Origin of the sequence: Bradyrhizobium sp. C9, assembly GCF_002532045.1 — a bacterium.
In the GTDB taxonomy this organism is placed as follows: domain Bacteria; phylum Pseudomonadota; class Alphaproteobacteria; order Rhizobiales; family Xanthobacteraceae; genus Bradyrhizobium.
In genome coordinates this window covers 108,050-131,676 of sequence record NZ_NWTG01000015.1, presented here as the reverse complement: position 1 = coordinate 131,676, position 23,627 = coordinate 108,050, and the positions used below count along the sequence as shown (strand labels likewise).

At 64.8% G+C, this 23,627-nt stretch carries 1 protein-coding gene (cut by a window edge); it reads right to left on the bottom strand.

Features of this window, described 5'->3' with window-relative positions; all coding sequences use genetic code 11:
• Window positions 1–23,627: the 5' portion of an LEPR-XLL domain-containing protein gene (locus CO675_RS26315; protein WP_158231306.1), read on the bottom strand. Its footprint begins 6,688 nt before the window's first position; the window shows 23,627 of its 30,315 coding nt (coding positions 1–23,627); it begins with the start codon at window positions 23,625–23,627; its stop codon lies beyond the left edge, outside the window.

Here is a 23,627-nt window from a genome sequence, read left to right as displayed (position 1 = left end):
TTGCCGCTGAACTTGCCGAGCGAGGAGGCCTGGTACGACTTGCCGGCGTACCAAACGCCGTCCTGCGTCGTGTCGCCGTAGACGACGAGCGGCGACCCGATGTTGACGGTCATCGGAACGTTCGGCTGCCGCGGCAGGATGGCGGTCTGCCCGGCTTGCCCCGAGCCGGCCAGCAACAGCGTGTCGTTGGTGGTCTTGGTGGTGGCGAAGCCGGTGACCAGGAAATCGCCGGTCAGCTCGACCGTCATCGGTTCAGAACCGACGGTCGGGACCACCGTGTTCGCCGCGGTCAGGATCAGCGTCTTGCCGTCGGTGCTGACCCCGGCGATTGTGAAGCTGCCGTTGTTGGTCAGGCTGCCATTGGTGCTGGTGGTGCCGGACAGCACCATCGTCTGGCCGGCTGCGAAGCCGTCCGTTGACCAGTTGCCGCCGTCGTTGCGGGTGATCGTATCGCCTGCCGCACTGCGCGCGAAGGTGACGTTCGGGAAGCTGAACTCGGCAGTGACGGTGACCTGCTGGCCGACTGCGAAGCCGCTATCGCTGTCCCAAGCCTTGCTGTCGCCGCGGACGATGCGATCCTGCGTCCCGGCCGGGTCGGTGTTGACCGGCGCGTTGACGGTCATGCTGCCGTTGACGAAGTCGCTGCTGCCGTTGACGGTGATGTCGTCGCCGCCGACGCGCATCATTGCAACGGTCTGGATCGCGGGCAGCTTGGTCAGATCGCCGCCACTGAGGTCCAGCGTCGCGCCGTTGTTCTCGAACCCGGTGACCATCCAGGCTCCCGGTTGACCGCCGAGCGCGACCGCCTGGCCGATCACGAAACCGCTGTCGGCGGACCAACTCTTGCCGTCCTTACGGGTGATCGAGCTCGTGGTAACGGAGAACGGGCCGGCCGCCGCGCTGGAGACCAGATACCGTCCGGTGACCGCCACGGTGCCCGTGACGTTCGTCGTCGACGTCAGCGATATCCCGCTGAGCAGCAGCACGCTGCCATAGCCCGGACCATAGGTGCCGGAGCTGCCGTTATCGAAGCCGACGATCGTCGCCGTGCCGATATTGACGGGCTTGCCGTTTCCGCCCGGCAGATACACCGAGACCGTCTGTCCGGCGACGAAGCCAAGCGACGCCCACGGCGAACCGTCCTCGCGGGCAATCCGGGCGAAGCCGTTGGCAGTCGAAACGTCGAAACTGCCGGTCGTCTGGGTGCCGATCTGCTGGCCGCTGTTGACCTGCAGATAGTCGGTCACCGAGATCGTGCCGCTGAGCCCGGTGCCGGTCGTGGTGGCCGGACCAGCGACCTGTTGCAAGGTCAGCACGCTGTTCGCGCCGTGCGCCACGCTACCGAAGGCCACCACCGTGTACGCGCCGGTCGTGCCGCCGTCGATACTCAGCATGAACTCCTGGCCGATGGCGAACCCTGCCGTGACCCAAGACTGCAGGTCTTCGCGCGACAGCGTGTAGATTCCGGCTTGGCCTGCGACGGGCGCGATATCGAACGCGGGCACATTGGCATTCACCTGCAACGGCGCATTGCCACCGCCATGAATGGTCGTGATGCCGCCATGCTCGGCGGCAATGCCGACCGTGCCGTCCGCGTTGTAGTCCGGACCCGGGATCAGCGTGCTCTGCACGTTGAGATTGTCGTTGCCGCTACCGAGGAAGATGTTCAGCACCTCGATCGTCGAATGACTGCCATCGGTGGTGAACTGTCCGGTCTGCGGGTTGACGCTGATCGTTCCGTAGCTGATGCCGAGCGGATAGATCAGCGGTTCGCCGAAGGTCGGCCCATTGCCGGCCAGCCGGGTGAAATCGAGCACGCCAGTGCCCATCCCGAAGCCGTTGAGCGCGGTCGAGGTCAGCGTACCGCTCTCGCCCGCCAGTGAGCCGTCATTGTAGATGTTCAGCGTGTCGATCGCCTGCGACTCGGGCGGCTGCGGCGGGATATTGAACAACGGCCCGTTGGCCTCGCCCGGCAGCAGCACCGCCGGCACCAGCGACACGTTCTCGGCGGTCGTGCCGCCCTCTACCGACAGCGGACCCTGGATGCCGTCGAGCAAATGCGCCATCTTCGGGAACGCGCGCAGGTTCTGATGTCCCGGCTGAATGTCGAAATAGGGGTCGCCGATCAGCGGCACGGTGACCATCTGGTACCAAACGGGAAGACCGGGGTAATTGACCGGATCGGGTGTATCGGGATAGTTCGCATCCGGCTTCGCCTTCGGCGGCGCGAAGGTAACGACCGCCGCCTCTTGCGTGACCGTGACGTTCGCTGCCGTCACAACGGTGCCTTCGCCGCCGAGCGGACGGCCGCTATAGGGCACGACACCGCCGGGCGCCGCCGGATGGTCGGTCAGCACCATGACGTCGAGCTTCTTGGCGGTCGTGCCGGTGATCAGGTCGATCTTTTCGATCAGATCGATACCGCCGATCCCCTGGATATCGACAATCTGGCCCTCGAGGAATCCGTTGTCGAGCCAGCTGGTGCCGTCCTTGCGCGTGAGCGTGTCGAGCATCTTGTTGATGCTGGCGCCCGTGTAGGTGCCGGCGGTGGGTGTGACCGCCGCCGTCAGTGTCAGCGTCTTGTCGGTCACGCCGCCCGCTGCGATCGTGAAGAACGCCGGCGACGAAGGCGCGCCATTGCTGCCGAGCTGGATGTTGTTCGAATTCAGGATTTCGATGATCTCGCCCGGCGCGAAATTGTCGTTCACAAAGCTGCCGACGTCGCTGCGGGTGATGGTGTTGCCCGATATCGTGATATCGCCGGTGAACATCAGGAACGGCATGCTGCCGACCGCGTAGGCGACGTTGGTCGCTCCGGAGGCGTAGATGCCTGCGTCCTGCAGCGAGTCGATCGTGGCGACATTGTAGGTGCCGGCGGTCGGCGCGCTCGTCAGAGTGATCGAATTCGCGGTAACGGCGTTGTCGGCGCTGCTGATCTGATAGTCGGTGGTGACCAGGTTGGTGCCGAGGATGCGGATCTCCTGCCCGGGCAGGAAGCCGTCGTTGATGAAATTCAGCAATTCCGAGCCGGTGCCCAGGGTGATGGTATTGCCGCTGATTACGATATTGCCGGTGAACAGCTTGGTCGGCTGCTTGCCGCCGATCTTGGTCAACGTGATCGTGGCATCGTTTTCGTTGATGTCGGTCTGACCGTCAGTCACGATCGCGATGCTGACCGGCGCCAGTGGCACGCCCGTCAACCGCATCTTGTAGCTGTCGCCGGTCGTGGTCGGCGGATCCGAAGCAGTCTGCGCGGTGACGAGCGTGCTGCCGCCGCTCTCCAGCAGGAAGACGCCCGGCGTCTCGTCGTCGAGAATGCGCGCATAGATCGACTGCGTGCTGTCCAGCCCGTTGTTGACCGAGGCGCTGTTGTATTCGCTGTCTGTCGTGTTCGGCACGCCGTTGATGGCAAACGTCTTGGTGAAGCTGCCGGCCGTGACCGTGTTCGCAACCGTCAGCGTCAGGGTCTTCGAGTCGAGGCTCGCGATCGTATAGGTGGTGTCGTTGGCGCCGGCGCCGGTAATCGTGATCTGCTCGCCCTTCGCAAATCCGTCGAACAGCCAGCTGCCGCCCGCATCGGTTCGCGTGATCGTGTCGCCTGTGGCGCTCTGCGCAAAGGTGACGGGCAGCGTCTTCTGGGCGTAAATCGACTGGATGATCTGCGTGTCGCTCGGGTTCTCCGGAGACTGGTCGTTGATGGCGTTGATCGACACCAGCACCGGCTTGTTCCAGTTCGTCGAGTTGAAGACGATGTGATAGGCGCCCGGCTGGTCCGAGTAGGCCTGCAGGTCCTGGACGAAGCGCGGGTCGGATGAGCTCAAGGTGGCCCGGCCGTCCTGCGCGTTGACGGTCACCGTCACATTGCCGACCGGCGCCTTGGTCAGCTCGATCGCATAGAGATCGCCGACCGCGGTCGTCGCATCGCCCTCAAGCGCAATCGAATTGTTGTCGACGACTTTGCCCGCATATTGCGGCAGGCCGCCCGAGCTGAACGGATCTAGCTGCGTCACCTTGACCGCCGGCAAGTTCACGTCGTGGATGTTCACCTCGACGTTGCTGACGAGCGCATGGTTGTACGACGGGTCGTCGCTCAGCACCGTGTGGCTGATCGCCACCGTCCGGTCGCCCTCGGGAGTACCGTCGTTCGGCGTCCATACGTGAACGATCTGCTCCTGGTTCCAGTTGGAGCTGTCGAATTCGAGCACCAGCGCCCGTGCCGGGACATGCACCAGCGTGCCGTCGATCATGACGTCGCGGTCGTATGCCGCCGGCGCCACCAGTACACCCGGACCGACCTGGCTGGTCGCAAGCCACACGCTCTCGCCGCTGCCTTGATTGTCGATGATGTCGCCCGCGCCCAGGTAACCGTTGTTGCCATGAGCCTCCTGCTCCGCCATCGCTGCCGAGACGGTGACGTAGACATGCGCTCCGAACACCGGCGCGTGGCCGAGGCGAATGCCGTAGATGTCGTCAGTCTGGCCTTCGGTCACTTCGGTGGTGCCAGGGCTTTGGTCGCCGGTCACGTTCTGGTCGATGATGACCTGGCCCTGCTCCGGCCGCGCCACGCTGAGGCTGATGCCATCGGCCACCAGGCCGTTATAGGCCAGATCGGCGGACGTGACGCGGTTGTTGATCATGCTGCTGGTGCCGTTGATGTCGCGCGAGACGACATCGCCCGCCACATCGCCCGCAACGTTGATCGTGTCGTTGCCGAGCCCGCCGACGACGCGCACCGCCATGCCGGGCGCCGTGCTCAGCACGTCGATTGTATCGTCGCCTTCGAGCGTATTGACCTCCAGCACCTGAATGTTCTGGTAGGTGACGGTCAGGCCGGCACCGAAGATACCCTTGTCCGTCACAACGATATGGTCGGCGAACTCGGTGCCGAGGATGACCAGCTTGTTGAAGCCGCTGCCGCCATCCACGGAGACCGGCGCGTTGATGTTGTATTGGACCTGGTTGTCGCCGCCGCCGGTACGAATGTCGGTTTCGGCGGCAGTCGAGAAGCCCTTGGTCAAGAGCGGTTTGGCGATCATCTGGACCGGGTCGACCCAGACGATGTCGTGGCTGATCGGGTCGGTCTCGGCCAGCGCAAACGCGCGCACCGTGAACAGATCGTTGCCCTCGTCGCCCTCGAGCCGCAGCGGCGCCTGGTTGCTGTAGACCGTGAACGTGTCGTTGCCGGTGCCGCCTTCCGCCACCAGCGGCGATGTCGCGCCGGCGCTGAGCCAGCCGCGCGTCGTCGCCACCGTGCCGTAGATGCTCTGCGGCGTCAGCGAATTGGCGAGTTGCGGGAAGCCATCGAGCCCCGCCGTTCCCGTCAATGGCGGCGGCATCGCTGCCCCGACCACCGAACCGCCATACGTGTCGCCGACCGGCTGCGGGGTCTGCGGCTGGCTGCCATCACGCTGCAAGCCGTAGATCTGGCCGATCTGGAAGGTGTCGTCGCCCGCGCCGCCGTCGAGCGTCGTGGGTGCCGCGTTATCGTCCACCGCGAAGTAGTCGTTGCCGCCGAGTCCATAGACCGCCAGGCGGCCGTTGATGGCGCTGTCGTAGTTGACGCGCTGCACTGATTGCGAGCGCACGGCAGCATTGGCATTCGGGTCGGACGCCTGCGCCTGGTCCAGCGTGCCGGTCAGCAGGCTCGGATCATAGTCCAGCACCGCGACAAACGCCGTGTCGTCCTTGTAGAGCGACGGCAGGGCCGGGCTTTCCTGGGCGATTCCCGTCGTGCGCCGCAGCAGGAAGACGTCGTCGGTCCCGACATACCCCGGATTATCCTTGCCGTAGACCGCCAGATTGTCGACGCCGTCGGTCGGATCGCCGCTGTCAAGCACGTTGATGACGTAGTTGCGCAGATCGCCGGTGGCGTCGCCGCCATGCGAGCCGGTCGTATTGATGACGTAGGTGTCGCTGCCGCCCTGGCCGTCGAAGGTCAAGGTGTCGCCAGTCGTGACGCCGGCCGCCGTCTCCTGCGTGATCTTCATCGACTGCAGCTGGTTGACGACGAAGAAGTCCTCTCCGTCGTCCTTCTCGATCTTCACGTCGTCGTGGAGGGTCTGCTTCTGCAGCACGTTCTTGGCACTCAGCGTCATCAGTGCCCCGGTGAGAGCGGTGATGACGTAGGTGTGGCTGTTGTTGCCCGTGCTGTCGATCAGCGAGCCGATGATAGAAATGGCATCGCCGACCGCAAAGCCGTCGTCGCTCCAGTTCTTGCCGTCCGACCGCGCGATCGTGTCGCCATTGCTGTTCGGAGTGAACGTGAGGTTGTTCGTCGCGGTTGCAGCCACCGTGATGGCCGGCGGAGCAAACTGGCCGGCCGGTGTCGGCAGGTTGCTGCCGTAAACGCGGGTCATGCCGCTCGAATACTTGACCGACAGTACCGCGGCGGTGCCGAACCCTTGCCCTGGACCGTCATGGATGATCTGGCTCTGGGTGCCCGGCATCTGCGATGCGGCGTCGCCGCTCTGCCCGCCCAGGAAGGTCTGGTCGAAGTAGATCTGATCGCTGTCGGTATTGCCGAAGACGCGTGTCAGGTTGCCGGCCGGCGTGCCGTCGGCGGCGAACGTCACCGCACCATGGGCGATCACGCCCCGCAGGTGCATGACGGTGCCGTCGCCGGGGTCGGTTGCATCGAACTCCGCAATGCCACTCGAGATCTCGCCGGTGCGGAAGAAGTCGCCGTAGATGTCGATGTTCTTCGCCGCGAGGATCTGCGAGTTCGCGTCGGTCGTGACGTCGTCGGCGACCCGCAGCAGAATCGAGCCGTTCGGGGTGTTGATCAACCCATGGCCGATCGACTCGGGTGCGTTTTCGAGGAACAGCACCGTGCCCGACCCGAGCAGGTTGAGATCCTCACCCTGCGCCGGCGTCTCCCGCACGGTGAAGCGCAGGTCGACCCCGCCCGTGCTGGCGGTGCCGTCGCCGAGACCCAGGCCCAGCGCCTGCAGCAGTACCACATTGGCGCTGAGCGCCGGATTGGGCGGCGTCGCGTCCCGCAGCGCCGGATCGACGATGTTGCTTTCGGTCAGGTAGATGGCCCCGGTCGCGCGCGCACCGATCGTGCCGCCCGCGACATAGGCCTGCGAGTCGATCTCGAGATCGTTGCCGCCGTTCGCGTTGCCAATATTGCCGCCGTCGGCGAACAGGTCGATCGTATTGCCGACAATGCTGGCGGTGTCGCCGCCGACGCCGCCTGCGCGCGCATCGAGAATTGAGCCGCTCTGGGTCGCCAGGGACACGTCGCCCTTGGTCTCGACGAGGCCGACCTCGAGGTCGCTGACCAGTTCCACGCCGCCGAGAAGCGTCTTCGCTTCTGCTCCGCGCACCACGTCGGTGATGAAAATTCCCTGCGTGTTGCTGCCGGAATCCGTATCGAAAGCAGTCAGCACGCCGAGCGGCGCACCGTGCAATTCGTTGACATTGATCTCGAGGAAATTGTCAGGCGTACCGATGCCGCCCTGGCCCGACTTGTCCTGAGCGGGATCGCCGGTGATCTCGCTGTCGCCGGCGATCAGCGTGATGTTGATGCCGCCGACATCGGCATCCGCGCCGAGCCCGTCGTTGACCGCGTCGATGATCCGTCCGGGCGACTTCAGGGTCACGTAATTGCCGGTCGGCAGCAGCGGATCGAGGTTCGGCAGCAACGCATCCTTGCCGGTCGACATGATGCGGCCGACGCGGAGATCGCCGGTCTTTTCGGCCTCGGCGATCGAGGCGTTGGTCAGGATGTCGATGTGATGCTGGTCGCCGCCGGCCGGTACCGGAACCGGATCATAAGGTCCGCCGGCCAGGTTGGTGATCGCCTCGACATAGATCAGTTTCGGGCTACCCGCGGTCGGCTCCGCCGCCGTGACGATGATGTTGTGGCCCGAGGAGATGCCCGGCCGGTAGAGATGACCGTCCTGGGTCAGCGCCTTGACGACGTAAATGCTGTCGATATGCGTGGCGTTCGCCTTGGCAAGCGCGAACATGCCGACGTCGAGCGGACCGCCGTCGGTGGTGTCCGGCGTGTTGAAGAACGTGAAGTGATCTTCGGCGTTCGCGAGCGGCGGCGGAATGTGGCCCCCATAGACGACGTCGATGCCGTCGATCTTGCCGCCTCCGTTGCCGACGTCCACGCCGCTGACGTCGGTCTCCTTGACGCTGCCCCACAGCTTCAGGTTGGCGTCGCCGGTGGTGTTGACGGCGTCGATGATCACGCTCGTGTTATTGTCGCGGAAGCGAGCCTTGACGTCGAGATACGCGAAATCGTCGCGCGCATTGCCGTTCGCGGCATTGCCGGCCACGACGGTGAAGCGCTGCGCCGGGGTCAGTGACTGCGTATCAGTCAACGGGCCGGCCGCGCTGATCTTCAGGGCGGTGTGCGGATCGTTGATGCTGGCAAGCTGGACGTGCTGCAGGTCGGACGCGATGACGTAGTAGTAGTCGCCGCTCGACAGTCCATTGAGCGCCGTCGCGCCGCCTACGGTCCTGTACTGCACCAGCTCGCCGGTGAAGAACTGGTTGAGACCGAGATAGATCGAGCCATCGGCGCTGCTGACGCGCGCCGACAGGAAGTCGGTCGCCGCCGGCACGTTCGCGCTGTCGACCATATCGACGTTGATGCGATGGTTCGCGGCAACCGGTGTCTGGCCGAACAGATCGCCCGGATCCTGCCCGATGTTGCCGTCCGGCGTCTCGAGATCGAGGATGTTGGTGCGGATCAGCTGCCCGAGAAGATCGGCGGTGTTCGGGTGGCTCGGATCGTTGTCCGCGTCGGTACGGCTGGCGGTCGAGCGGATGTCGCCGTGTAGGCTGACGATGCGCGTGGTACCGATCGGGTTTTCGATCTGGCCGTCGAGCACGATCGCGGGGGCGGCGGCGCTGGAGCTCTCGACATCGACGAGCGTCGGCTTCACCGTCCGCTTGATGTTGAAGCTCAGCCCGAGCGAGCTGGTGTTCTGGATATCGACCAAAGGCTCGACCGTCGTGTTGACGACCCTGATGCCGCCGACCTGCAGCGTATACTGCGAGAGATTGAGCAGGCGCACGTGATCGAAGGTGTCGACGAATGTCCAGAGGCCGGTGCCTGCGCTGTGCTTGATCGACCCCGCCAAGGCGCCGGTCGTATCCTTTCCGGTGCTGAAGAATACCTGCCCCGGGTCCTTGTTGACGATATTGCCGACGATGATCTTCTTGCCGGCGTCGTCGATCGTGACGGGGACGTTCACGTCACGGGTTACCGTGACGCCGCCGGCGCCGTTGTCGGTGACCGTCAGTTCCGGCGAGCGGCCCGACAGGATCACGACGTCGGAACTGAAATCGATCAAGTCGTTGTCGATGGACGGCCGCTCACCGTCGTTGTCCGGACCGCCGTGTCCGCTGTCGCCGCCGGTCGCGAGCGACCGCTTGCTGCTGTCATGCGGTGCGGTGACCTTGATATCGGTGCCGTTGGCGGTCGTGACCCGGAACGCCAGATGATCGGTGTAACCGCCATCTCCCGGAAGCAGCGGGTCGCTGGGATCGCGCGGCCCGGCCGTGACGATCGCTCCGGTCACGCCGGGCTGGCTGCCCTTCGCGCCGAAGATCTGCGAATCGAAACGCGTGTTGTTGAAGGAATCGCCGTGCACGTCGCCGAACAGCCCGGTGGCGCGCCCGAATGCATTTGCCTCGGTGTAGACGTGATCGTAGTTGGCGATGAAATCGACGCCTTCATAGCCGGTCACGGCAGCTGCAGTGTCCAATGACACCTTGTTCGCTGTGACGATATTGATGTTCGAGTTGCCGGAGCCGATGGCGATGAAACCGGCGCCATAACCTTCGCTGTGCGCGACGGACTTGATCCGTGACACCGTCGCCGCTACCCGGACGGCGCGGGCAGACAGGGAGGCCGCATCAGCAACGTCGGCCGTCGTGTTGCTCGGACTGATCGAGTTATCGGGGTTGAGGTGCCCGATCGTGTTGTTGGCATGGGCGTGTCCATCGCCGCCGAGGCCGATACCGCTGGCATAGGCGTTGGTCGACTGGCCGCTGCCGGTATTCGGATCTCCGATCTTGGTGTCGGCGGCCACATTGATCGTGTTGCCCGCGAGGACGTCGGCGTTCGCCTTGACGGTCGCGCTTGTCGTGTAATCGATAGTCGAATTCGCCGTGGCATTGGCCACGCCGACAAAACCGCCGGTGATCGATCGCGTCGCGGCAGTCGCCTGCGACAACGAATTCGCCGTCAGCGTGAAGTTGCCGCCGGCCACGATGTGCGTCCCGGTGTCGACGTAGGCGATCGTGGTGGGAGCCTGGTCGTTCTCGCTCGTGGAGTCGCCGACGCCCACAAAGCCGCCGGTGTCGTTCTTGGCGCTGGCGGTCGAGTTGGTGATCGAGCTGCCGATGATCGAAATGTCGCCGCCCACGGTGGCGATTCCGGCCGAGACATACGCGGTGACGGTGGGATTCTCGGTCAGCGTTCCGTGGTTCGTGTTGACGCCGACGAAGCCGCCGCCGGATCCGTTACCGACCGCCGAAGAGATGCCGTCACCGGAGGGCGGCGAGACGACATTCAAGGGCACGCCGCCGGGACCGAGCAGCTGCTGCTGGCCGTCCACGCCGGGCCCGCCGGTGATATCGATGCGCAGCTCCTGCAATCCCGAGGACGCATTGAGGTCGATGCCTTCCGGGCCGATCCTGTGGTTGTTCGACGCTCCCGGTGCCACGGTGAGGCCAATCGCGCCGCCACCCGGCGTCAACGCCAACTGGAATGAGGTCGTGCTGTTGCCAGGATTGATGACGTAATAGGTCTGGCCGCTGGTGAGCCCGCCGATCGGCAGGTCGCCGGCCTTGACGAGGGTATGCGTAACGCTGCCGCCTGCCGCCGGCTGGGACAAGGTGATCGGCGTGGTGTTGTCGATCCTCGCGGCCGCATCGTGTTCGACCGTGACGGTGTCCTTCACCGTCAGCGTCAGCGATGTCGTCCCGACCCCGCCGGCAGCGATCGTGTAATTCGTGTTGTTGCCGGCGGTGTTGGTGATCGAAATGGTCTCGCCGGCGAAGAACCCGTCGTTGATCCAGCTGCCGCCATCGGTTCGATCGATCGTATCGTTGCCATTGTCGTTTTGCGCGTCGTGGCGGGTGAAGTTGACGGCCACCACCTCGGTCGACAACAGCTGCAGCGTGCCGGTGCCGGTGTTGACGTTGGCCACCACATAATCCTTGCCGGCAGCCAGGCCGCCGATGGCTGCGCCCTGCGAGCTGATGGTCTTGACATCAGGACCTTCCGGGATCAGCGATCCGCTCACCGTCAGCACCAGCGTGGAGGCGCTGACACCGTTCGCGGCGATCGTGTAGGTGCCGTTGTTGTTGCCGGCGCCCGACACCGTTATCTGCTGACCGGGCGCATAGCCCGCCGACAGCCAGCTGCCGCCATCGGTGCGCGTGATCGTGTCGGGCACCGGATTGCCTTTGGCGTCCTTCACGATGTTGATCGTCTTGAATTCCGGCCCTTCCGCCGTCACGGAGCCGGCCGATGCCGTCAGCACGATCGTCGACGCGGTCACCCCATGGTCGGCGATGGTGTAGGTATTGTCGTTGCTGCCTGCGCCGGAGATGTGGATCTGCTGCCCGGCCGAGAAGCCTGCGTCGAGCCAGCTGGCGCCGTCCGCGCGGGTGATGGTGGCGAGGCCCAAGCCGATCGTCTTGGTCTCGACCGGCTGCGAGACCACCGAGATCGACTTCGCCACGAGGGGCGGACTGACCGGGCTCGCGAAGGTTTCGGACGTGATGCTGACCGTGTCGGGCTTTGCGAACGTCTTCGTTTCGGGACCTTCCGCAACGACCGTGCCGTTCGACGTCAACACCAGCGTGTCGCCGCCCGCGAAACCGGCGTCGATCGTGTAGGTGCCGTTGTTGTCGCCGTTGCCGCTGATGACGATCTGCTGCCCGACGGCATAGCCGAGGGTCGACCAGTCCAGCCCATCGGCACGCTTGATGGTATCGTTGGTCCCGTTGTTGCCGAAGGTGACGCTGACCGTGTCGACCTGCGCAAAGGCGCCGTTGGTCGTCAGCACCAACATCGCGCCGCCCGTATAGCTCGCGTCGATCGTGTAGGTAGCGTTGTTGAGGCCCGCCCCGGCGAGATGAATCTGCTGCCCGGCGGCATAGCCGAGATTGAGCCAATTCACGCCGTCTGCACGCGTGATCGTATCGTGGCTGCCGCTGTTGCCCAGGCTGAGCTGCGCGGTGTTGGCGTGGGCGAAGGAGCCGTTCGACGTCAACACCAGCGTGGAAGCACCGACGCCGCCGGCCGCGATGGTGTAGGTCCCGTCGTCGTTGCCGCTTCCGGCGACCGTGATGATCTGACCCGGCTGATAGCCGCTGGTCTGCCAGTTACCGCCGTCGTTGCGCTGGATCGTATCGTGCGTACCGTTGTTGCTGAACGTGAACGTCGTGCTGACCTTGTGTGCGAACGAGCCGTTGCTGGTCAGCTGCAGTGTCGAATTGGTGACGCCGTTGTCGGCAATCGTGAAGGTGCCGTTGTTGTTGCCGGCGCCGGTGATGGTGATCTGCTCGCCCGGGATGAAGCCGAAATCGACCCAGTTCTTGCCGTCAGTGCGCGTGATCGTGTCGTGCGTACCGTTGTTGCCGAACGTGACGCCGAGCGTCGCAGTCTGGTTGAACGTGACGCTGAGCGTGGTCGAGTTGTCGAAAATCACGCCCGTCGTGGTCGACGAGCTGTTGTCGTAACTGACGACCTCGCCATTGGTGAACGGGTTCTGCGGCGTCCCGTCGTCGTTGAGGAACTTGATCGTGCTGGTGCCGCTGTCGACCTGCTTGCTGCTGAACGTCTCGGCCGGCGGCGCTTCGTAGGTGACCGCTTCCTTATCCGTGAAGTTGTTGGCGACGTTGATCGTGTTGCCGCCGGTGATCAGCGAGGGATTGAACGTCGTCAGGTAATTTTGCGGATTGAGGGCGCGGTCCTGTGTCGTCTCGAGCTTGATGCGGAAGCCATCGATCACGCGCACGTAATACGTGGTGCCGGCCGTGAGGCCGCCGATGACCGGCGAACCGGCGCCCGGCTCGTAAACCACGGCGTCGCCGCTCTGGAAATTGTGCGGCGTCTGGAATGTGATCGTGTCGGTATCCGCGTTGACGGCGGCGCCGTCGAAAATCGATCCGAGCGCCAGGTCGTCGACGCCGATGCTGATGACGTTGTATGGGCGGATGACGATCGACGGCTTGCCGGTATTCTTGTCGATCGTCGTCGGATCGGTGAAGGTGGTCTCCAGGCTGCCCGTACCGGTCCCGGTCGCTGTGGCACCGATCAGCGTGTGACCTTCGTTGTCGTAGGTGACGACGTCGCCGGTGCTGAGCCCGTTGCCCACCACATGCAGCGTGTCGTTGGCCGAATTGATCGACGTGATCGTGTAGGTCGGCACATTGACGCTTGGCGGCGCGGCGGTCGCCTTCACGTTGATCTGGTTTGTGCCGAGCGTGCCGGCGTGCACGGTCCCGGCGGAGATGTAGGCCAGCACGTCCGGGTTGATCGTGGTGGTGCCGCTTGATGCGCCGACGCCGATCAGGCCGCCCGTGACACCCTTGGTGACGGCATCACCCTCGGGGTTCTCCGTTGCGGTCACATTGATGTTGCCGCTCGTGCTGATCAGACCGTTGGTGGAGATGTATCCGTGCACGGTCGGCGTCATGCTGACCGTGGCGCTGTTATCCGTGCCGGCGATGAGACCGCCGCCCACGGCCTGCGAGTACGCGCTCGCCGTGTCGGTGTCGAGCGCCTGGATCGTCAGGTTGACCGCACCGGGGCCGCCCGTATCGTCGCGGACCTCGCCGTCCAGATGCGCCGTGGTCGAACCCTTGATATCGGCCTCCGAAATGCTCGCGCCGACACCGACCAGCCCGCCGCCGATGCCGTGCGATGTGGCGGCGGCGCGATTGTTGCCGATCGCCCTGATCTGCACGCTACCAGAGGCGTTCACCCGGCCCTTGATCGCCGATTCGATCACGGGGCTCATGATGGCGGTCGTCGAGGCGCCGGCCACCGCGACCACGGCGCCCGCCGATGACGCACCATCCGCATTGGCGCCAAAGCCGCCATGCGGATCGACACCCTGATTGGTCGACGCGGTGACGGAGATGTTGTTGGCTGCCGTCGTGCCGTTGCCGATGCTGGCGGTCACATGCGGTTCGACGTCCGCCTTGGCGATCGAGGCGCCGACCGCGAGACCGCCGGCGGCCACGCCGACAATGTTCGTGTCGAGCTTTTCGACCGCGGCGGCATCGATGGTGACGTCGCCGGTCGTCTTGATGTTCGCACCGTCGCCGATCTGGGCATCGACCGACGGCGACATGGTGTCCTCGGCGAAATTGACGCTAAACGCCCCGATGCCGGCCGAGACGGCGACCGTCTCGGTTTGCGCTGTGTCCGTCGAACTCGACGTCAGTTTCAGCGAATGGACCGTCTTCCCAGCCGACTGACCGATCTGGGCGTTGTTGGCGACGATCGCATTCGCGCCACCGGTGACGTTGAGGTTGGTGAAGGAAACGCCCGCGGCCACGCCGCCGGCGGCGACCTCGCCCGTGAGCTGTTGGATGTTACGGGTATCGCTGGCATTGACGGTGACGTCGCCCGCCTGCGTGACGTTGCCGAGGCTCACCTGGGTCAGGCTGTTGTCGTTGATCACGACGACCGCTGCGCCGATCCCGACGAAGCCCGCCGAGCCGTCGATGGCGGTCAGGTTCAGCCCTTCGTTGAGGAAGGCGTTGACATCGATGTTGCCGCCCGCACTGAGGTTGCCGTTGGCAAAGGCGGCGACGTTGTCGGCCACCGACAGCAGGGCGACCGACGCGCCGGCGCCGACGATGCCGGCCGCGATCTGGCCGGCGGCGACGGTGATGGTGTCGGATTCGTTCGCGGTGACGCCGATCGCACCGCCGGCCGTCAGGTTCGCGCCGCCTTCCACCACCGCCGTGGTTCCCAGCGGCACCGCTGCGGGATTCTGATTCTTCGGCTGCGGGGCAGCGTCTTCCTCGCCCGAGATCGCACTCCCCGTGGGCACGCTGCTGCCCAGGTCGGTCATCGCTTTTTGCGTGCCCTGATGCACGCGGTTGGTATTGGTGTTCTGGTTGCCCGTCGCATCCGACGAGAAATTGCCGAACCCGCCGCCCTTGCCGCTGCTTCCGGTCGCCAGCCCGGTGCCGCTGTCGACCTGACCCGTCGCATAACTGTCCGCGGAGTTGCCGCCGCCATCCAGCGCACTCTTGGTCTGGGTGCCGGTATTGTCGGTCGTGGTCTTCTGAATCTGCGTGCCGATCGACCAGACGCTCACCGTCCCGCCGACTCCGACCGCACCGAACGCGCCGCTGGCGTCGAACCCGCTGAAGTTCTTCAGGCTGAGGGCATCGACATGGATGTCGCCACTGGCATGCACGTCCGCGTTGGGCTCGACATCCGCCCTGACGTTCGCATTCAGCGTGCCGACGTCGATCGCACCGGAAATTCCCGCGAATCCGGCCGCGATGCCTATGACGAAGGTTTGTACCGACACCGCATCGGCAGCGCTGACGTAGACGTTCTGACCCGGATGCGCATCCACCTGGTCCCCGTTGATGACGGCATTCTGGCCAATGATCGCATCGGTGTCCGTATTCATCAAGGTGACGCCGACGGCGCCGGACACGCCGACGAAGCCGCCGCCGCCCGCAGCCACGATGTGCAGGATGTTCTCGCTCGACTCTGCCTGGACGATGACCCCGCTCTTGGTCGCCTTGTCGAAGCTTCCGGACGTGATGTCACCGGTGAACACGCCATCTTGTCCGCCGCCGCCGAACGCATCCACATGCGCGCCGTTACCGATGAAAGCCTGCGTGTCCTTGTCGAACACCATCACGCCGACCGCGGCGCCGATACCAGCCGATCCGCCGACGCCAAGCGCTCCGGACAAGATGAAGACATGGCTGTCGTCGACCGCCGAAACGAGGACGTCGCCGTGGGCCGTGACATGTGCGCCATCATTGATGAACGCCTTGGTGATGTCGTTGATGACCATCACGCCGACATTGGCGCCGACGCCGACCCCGCCACCGCCCACCGCGATCCCGACCAGGACCGTGTCTTCCGATGCGGTCGCCTCGACGACGACATCGTTGAGTGCGTTGACGATAGCCGACTTGCCGATGAAGGCTTCCGTAGATGAAGGCGATGGGTTCGATGCGGGATCACCGACCACGTTGACGCCGACGTTCGGCGCCACGCCCACGCCGCCGACGCCGACGCCGACGCCGATCGCGAGGTGATAGAAATCGTCGCCGGCGCCAACCAGCACGGATTGGGCCCTGGGTCCGAGCCCCGCATTCGGCGTGTCGGTGTTGATGGTCGCGTTGTCGCCGATATAGGCCTTCGTGGTGGCGTGAACGACGTCGACGCCGGCGGAAACGCCAACGCCGACGGAACCGGCCGCAAATGAGATGGTGAAGGTTCGGATCGCGTCCGTGTTGGTCGCCGCGACGGCGAGACCATGGAAGCCCGGCGCGAGGTGGACCGGTGCAGACCGTCGGCCGCTCAGCGACGGGTCCTCGGTTTTCATCTGCGTCTTGTTGTTATTGTTGTTCAGATCCATGTCGCCGAGTTGCGGCGTATTGACCTGCCCCTGCGATTTCAGGTTCGCCCTGACATTGGGATCGTTGCTGGTCGCGTCGCTGAAGGTCGAAGCGTCACCTGACTTGACGCCGGCCGACCCGCCCTGCGGGTCGAAGGTCGGCGCGTTGGTGTCGAATTGGGGATCGAACCTGCCCGTATTGACCGACAGACCGGTGCCAAATCCGTCGGCAGTGACGTTGGCGCCGGCGCCGATGAAGGCCTCGGTGTCCTTGGTGAAGACGTCGACGCCGACGCCGGCGGCCACGCCGACCGACCCGGCCGCCAGCACGCCGACGACCTCATTGATGTCCGAGGCATCATTGGCCGCAAACGAGATGCTGCCGGTCGCGTGCACGTCGCCCGGTCCGAAGCCGGACGGATTGGCCGGATCATCGCCGATGAAGGCGCGGGTATGCAGATCGAACACGTGGACGCCCGCGTCGGCGGCGACTCCGACGTCACCCACGCCGATGCCGGCTGCCACCGAGATCAGGCTTTCGCTCGCTTCGGCGTCGACGATGATGTTGCCGTCGATGGACGCGGTCACGCCCGAGTCGATATAGGCATAGGTGTGCTTGGTCATGTCGCCGACATCGGCGCCAACACCGGCCGCAACGCCGCCCGAAATGCCCAGCGAACCCGCCACCGACACGATCGAGGTCGGATCGCTGGCGCTGATCTGCAGGTTGCCGCCGCTGCCGACGCTCGTGGTGACGGTCGCGCCTGGGCCGACATAGGCCTTGGTCGTCTCGTCGAGCACGTTGACTGCCGCCGAGCCGGCGACCCCGGCATCGCCGCCGACCGCAATACCGGCCGCGATCGTGATGATATCCTCGCCTGCCGAGGCCGCAATATCGACATCGCCGCCGGCATTCACCTTCGCGGACTGGCCGACATAGGCCAGCACAGTATCCGAGTGCACCAAAGTCGTGTTCGCCACGCCGATGCCGGCATCACCGCCGCCACCGACGGCTCCTGCGATCATGGTCGTGGTGAAGCTGCTGGAGGCGTCGACCGTCACGCCGGCGCCGGCGTCGACATGGGCGCCGCCGTCGATATAGGCTTCGGTGTCTCCATGGATGTCTGCGATCGCCACCGAGGCGGTAACGCCGACATCGTCCCCCACCCCGAGCGTCCCGGCGATCGACAGCATCGTCTCGGTCGAGGTCGCCGTCACGCTGACTGCGCCGCCGGCCTGCACCATGGCCTGGCTGCCTATGTAGGCCAAGGTATGCTTGGTCAAGATCTCGACATCAAGACCAATACCGATACCGGTCGAGCCGGTCGTGACGCCAAGCGCGCCCGCAACGCTGCGAATCTCGGTCTCATTGATCGCCTTGACCGTGACGGTTTGCCCGGCATTTGCCGTATAGAGCCCGCCCTTATTGATGTGGCTCCCGCTGCCGATATGCGCGTCGACGTCGATATCGAGGACATTGACGATGAACGAGCCGCTGACCGCAGCGTCGCCGCCGCTGGCCGAGCCCGCCACGGCCACCGAGGTCAGGGTCAGATCGGCGCCGCTCGGGGCGTGCGGAATGGCGATGGGCGTCGGGTTGAGGGTGCTTTCTGCATCGACCGTCAGGGCGCCGGCTTCGTCGGCATCGCCGGCGATGAACGCCTTGGTCGTGACGTCGTTCATCACCGCGACATTGATGGTCGCACCGAAGCCGCTGCCGCCCTCGGAGAACGCCGCAGCCGCAGCCACGGTCTGCAGATCGAAGTTCGCCTTGGCGGTGACGTCGGTATTCGCGCCCGACTCCAGGTGTGATCCGACGGCCGTCGAGGCCTCGGTTTCGAACTTGTGGATGACGTTGATGCCGACCGATCCGGCGACCGAGGCGGTGCCGTTGTCGCCGGTCGCGGCCGCTGCCGCACCCCAAACGATGAAATCGTCGGTCTTGCCGGTCGGAGTGATCGCCTCGATGGTGATGCCATTGCCGGAAATCGTGGAGGCATCGGTGACCTGGGCCTTGTTGGTCGCATTCACTACATTGAGGCCGACGGCGGCGCCGACATTGGTGCTGTTGTTCATCGCGATCGCCGCACCAACGGCCTTGGCGACGGCATCGTCCTCCGCCTGCGCCGACACCTTGAGCGCGCCGTGCGCGGTGATCTTGGCGCCATGGGTGATCTTGGCGGTGTTGTTCGACGTGAGCACGTTGACGGAGACCGCCGCGGCCACGCCGACGCCACTCGAGTCACTGCCGCCCTCACCCGAGCTCGAGCTCTTGCCGCTGCTCGATTCGCTGGTAGCGGTGCTGCCACCCGATGCCGTGCTCAGGGAGGTCGTGCTGCTTCCGGCGTTGCCGGCGTTGCCGCTTAGCTGCTTGTTGGCCTGATCGTCGGAGGTCTTGGACGCGTTGCTCGTATTGTTGTCGTCAGATTTATCCTTGGACGCGCCGCTGACGGTGGCAACCGCCTCCGCCACGCTCGATACCGTTGCGGAAGACTGCAGCGTGAAGCCGCCGAGCGTCGTGGAGATGCCGCGCGCAACCTCAGCGCTGTTCTCGACGTCGACGACGGCGACCGAGACCGAGGCGCCCACGCCAACGCTCTTGCCTGCCGCCTTGGCGTCGGTTTCGGTCAAATCGTCCGCGGTGACGGCCGAGGTGATCGAAACATCGCCGGTACCCGAAATTCCGGTGCCGTTGTCGGTGCCGACATAGGCGCTGACGGTGTCGTCGATCACGGCAACGGCGGCGCTGATGCCAACCGCCACGCCCGAAGACGACTCGGCGCCGTTCTCGCCGTGCGTGTAGGATGCGTCGCCCGAGGTCGCGGAAACCGTCAACGCGCCGATTGTGCCGCTGATGCTGGTGCCGTCGGTGATCGCGGCCTTGACCAGGTTATGGTTGCTGTCGGGGCCGATGACATTGACCGCGACGGAGGCGCCGACGCCGACATTCTTGCCGGTGACGTTGCCGTCCGACGGCCTGGCGATTGCAATATTCGCCTCATCGCTCGCCGCGACGACCGAGACGTCCCCGCCACCGGTGACCGTCAGCGTCGCGGCGCCGCCGCGACCCAGCACAGCTTCGGTATCGTTGTTGACGACATTGATTGCGACAGAACCGGCGACGCCGACGTCGCCGTCGCCGGCGCCGGACGCCGCATCGGCCCGGCTCGAATGCGTCGCGTCGTGCAGCACCTGGTTGTCGTTGCCGGTCCCGGTCAGGGCGATCGCCGTGCCCGCAATCGCATCGTCGCGCGACGCCGCCAGCTGATAGTGCCCCCCGGTGAGATCGATCACGTAGTAGGTCTGGGTTTTCTGCGTCAGTCCGCCGACTGCCGCGCCAAGCGCTGCGTCGTAGGTGACTTGATCGCCGGTCCGCAACTCGCTGTCGTCGCCGGCGTTGAACAACGTCACCGTGCCTTGCGGGTTGAACTTGATCGGGCTGAGCAGGTTCGGGGCGGTGCCGCCGCCGGGAAGGTCGACATATTTGAAGAAATCGTGCTCGGAGCCGCTTCCGGTGGATTTGAGCTTGACGTAGTTGCCGTTGCCGGCCACGGCGTCCGACTGCCCGTTGCCGTTGCCGGTACCATCGCCGTACAGCCGGATCGTGCCATCCTCGGCGACGTTGACGTAGTAGCTGCCGCCGAAGCTCAGACCCTGGATCGAAGAGCCCTTCGGGGTGTACAGCACCTCGTCGCCGTTCTTCAGGCCGGCATCAAGACCGACGAAGATGGAATCCTCTTTGAAGACGCTGTTGGCGACGCCGTCCTGCGTGACGACGTTCGGCGCGAGCGCCGGCGCCGCGATTTCGCGGTCCGCCATGACGGCACCGGCACTGATGCCGCCGCCGCTGACCACGGCGCCGCTCCCGATATAGCCGAGATTGGTGATGTTGCTGACATTGATCGGCACCGCCGCGCCGACGCCGGTGCCGCCGCTTGCGGTGGCGACGCCGTTGGCGATTGCGTGGCTGTCGATATTGGCGCTCGACAGCGTCGAGACGAGGCCGGTCGCCGTGACGTGCCGCCCGCTCGGAATCGACGCGATCGACTTGCCGTTCTCGACATTAATGGCGACTGCGCCGGCAACGCTGACCGACCCGCTCGACGTCGATGCGGACGGCCGCTTGTCGCTCTGGGTCTTGTTCGGATCGGTGCCCTCGGTGGTTGTGTCGCGGGAAGGCGTCGGCGCGACCGAAACAAACTCCTGGCTGCCGTTGGGCGAACCGATCAGGTTGATGGCATTCTTGTCGTTTTTCGCGTCATCGGCCGAATGGTAGAACTTGTAATTGCCGCCGCCGACGTCTCGCACATAATAGTTCTGATTATTGAGCAGGCCTTCGCCGGAGGTGGCGTCGAGAATATGGAATTTCACCTCGTCGCCGGTGCTGAGACCCGATCCGAGCTGGATCGTATCGGCGGTCGTACTGACGTTGCCCGCAGTGAAGCCGAACGTTTGCCCACCGCTTCCCTTTTCATTATTGGCAAAGCTCTTTTGTGCATTGGTCTTGCCGTCGACGCTGCTGTTGTCGCTGTCCTCGCCCTTCGAAGCATTATCGTCTTCGCCGCCCTTCGAGCTGGCCCTGGAGATGCTTTCGCTGAGTGAAATCGCGCTCGACATGAACGCGGCGATGCCGCTCGAGGCAATGTCGCGGTTCGTGGTCGACAGCGAGCTGTCATTGACGATCGACAGCGAGATCGAGATGCCGACCCCGGTCTTGGTGGACTTCGTGTCGCCGGTGGCGATCGTCTGAACCGTATCGGTCAGCTTCGAGGATGCGCTGAAGCCATCGACTCCGACCGTGAGCAGCGAGCCGGTGCCAAGGGTCGCATGAGTGTCATTGTCGGCGACCGAAATCGCAATGATCGGCGTCACCGCTGTCTGACCCTGACCGCCGCCGGTCGCCTCTGTGTCCATCTTGTGGACGGAGTCGGCAAGCAGGCTCAACCCCTTCGCGCCGCTGACGCCGGCATTGTTGCCAAGGAACGCCGCGGTCTCGTCCTGGCCGTAGCTAACCGCGACCGAGATGCCGATGCCGAATTTCGTCTCGTCGCTCCCGCCCTCTCCTCCCGGCAGCGCCTTGGTCGTGATCGTGATGTTTGAATCGGCTTCGATCAGGACATCGGGACTGCCGAGCAGCGTCAGCGACGAACCGGTGTCGATATAGGCCTTGTTGGTGGTCAGGATCACGTTGACGGCCAACGAGCCGGCCACGCCGACCTTGGTCGGATCGCCGGCGCCCGAGGTCGCCTCGGCATCGAAGCTGCTTGCAGTCGACGGCTTGACCTCGACGCTGAGCGCATTCGCAGCGATCGTCGTGGTGCCGGCGACGAACGCAAGATTGTCGCGGGTGGCGGTGTCGATGGCGACGGCGACGCCGACCCCGTTGTTTCCGCTCCCGGTGTTGGAGCCGTCGGCGGTGACCGAAATGATGTCGATCGGATCGACCGCCACCGTGACCGCGCCGGTACCGACATGGCCGATCGTCGCATTGTTGATGAACGCCGACGTTGCCCCGAGGTCAACGCCGACCGACACGGCGCCGGCGACGGTAATGTTGCTCTCGGTGCCCGCCGCCCCAGTGGAGGTATTGTCGGCGGTCGTCGCCTTGTTGGTCGACAGCGTGTTCTCGCTGGGATTGTCGGCACTGCCCCCGTTGTGTTGCGACGAGCCATCCGTGGACGACGTCGATGCGGTGCCGAACTCGCGGTCCGAAGCCGCGCTGAGGGTGACAGAACTGCCGTCGACGGATGCCCCGTCGACCGATGCCGTCGTGTCGCCGTACAGGACGGAGACCGCGACCGCGGCGCCGGCCGTCACGCCCGTCGCATCTGCCTTGGTGTCGCCGATGACCTTGCTGCTCGCCGTCACTGTCGTAGCGTCAAAAGCGCTGAGTTGGGCCGACTCGAAGACGGCCGCCACCGCCTTGCTTTCGAACACAGTCACGGCCACCGCACCGTCCAGCTTGGAGTTGCTGTTGTCGCCGCCCGAGTCCGGACCGACGACTTCGGTCTTCAACGTGCTGATGTCCGATGTGGCGTGAGCGTCGATCTTGCCGGCCGAGGTAATGTGCGAGCCGCCGTGGATCAGCACCTCCGGGTCGGCGCTGCCGACGGTAACCGCGAAATTGACCGAACTGTTGTTCTTCGCCGTGCCGATGATGCCGCCGCCGGCGTCGTCGACAAGCGCATTGATGCTGACATCGCCGCTGCCCTGGGTCTTGACCGTCGAGCCGTCGCCGATATCGACCTTGACGCTGCTGAAGCTGAGGACCAGCGAAACGTTCGACAGATTGCTGGAGCCCATGTTGGCGTTGAGAATCGACTGATCGTTGAGGCTGAACTGACCGACGCCACTGGCATCGTCCGCGCCGCCGCCCGTACTGATATTGAAATTGGAGTGCGCCTCCAGCGTGACGTTGCCGCCCTTGGCCAGGAAGTCAGCGCCGTCCAGGGTAATTCCGGCATTGCCGATCGCTACGGCCGCCTGCGAGAATCCCGGGATGAAGCCGGCGCCGGGAAGCGCGCCGGTCAGTCCGATCTGGTCGGACTTGAGCGTAAGATCGCCGGCGACGGTGAGGCTGTTGGTGGCGGTGATTTCCGAATTGCTGGTGACCGACAATCCGAACTGCAGACTGGCATCTTTGTCCAGTTTGACGTGGTCCTGGAAAGCGCGCTGGTCGCCGCCGTCGAAAGTGATATCGAGCAGGTTCTTCGTGCTGATGCCGGTGGCGCTGGCGTCGAGGGTCGCAAACGTGTCGGTGTCGATATGGATCGTGTCGCTTGTGAGGTCGCCAAGGTTGGCACCAAGGAGCGAGCCGCGTTCGATCGTCAGCTGGCCGCCGCTAAGCAGCTGGGCCGAAGTGACCTGGTGGCTCGCGTCGGTCAGTGTTGCGTCATTGAAAAGCTGCACATGCGTGCTGTCAACCGCCTTTACCCAGAATTCGCTGGAACCGGAGCTGCCGTACGACAGATCGGCCGACAGCAACAAGCGCGGCTCGATCGGCTCGAGCGTGAAGCTCTGGCGCTTCGGTTTGGCCGCTGGACGCAC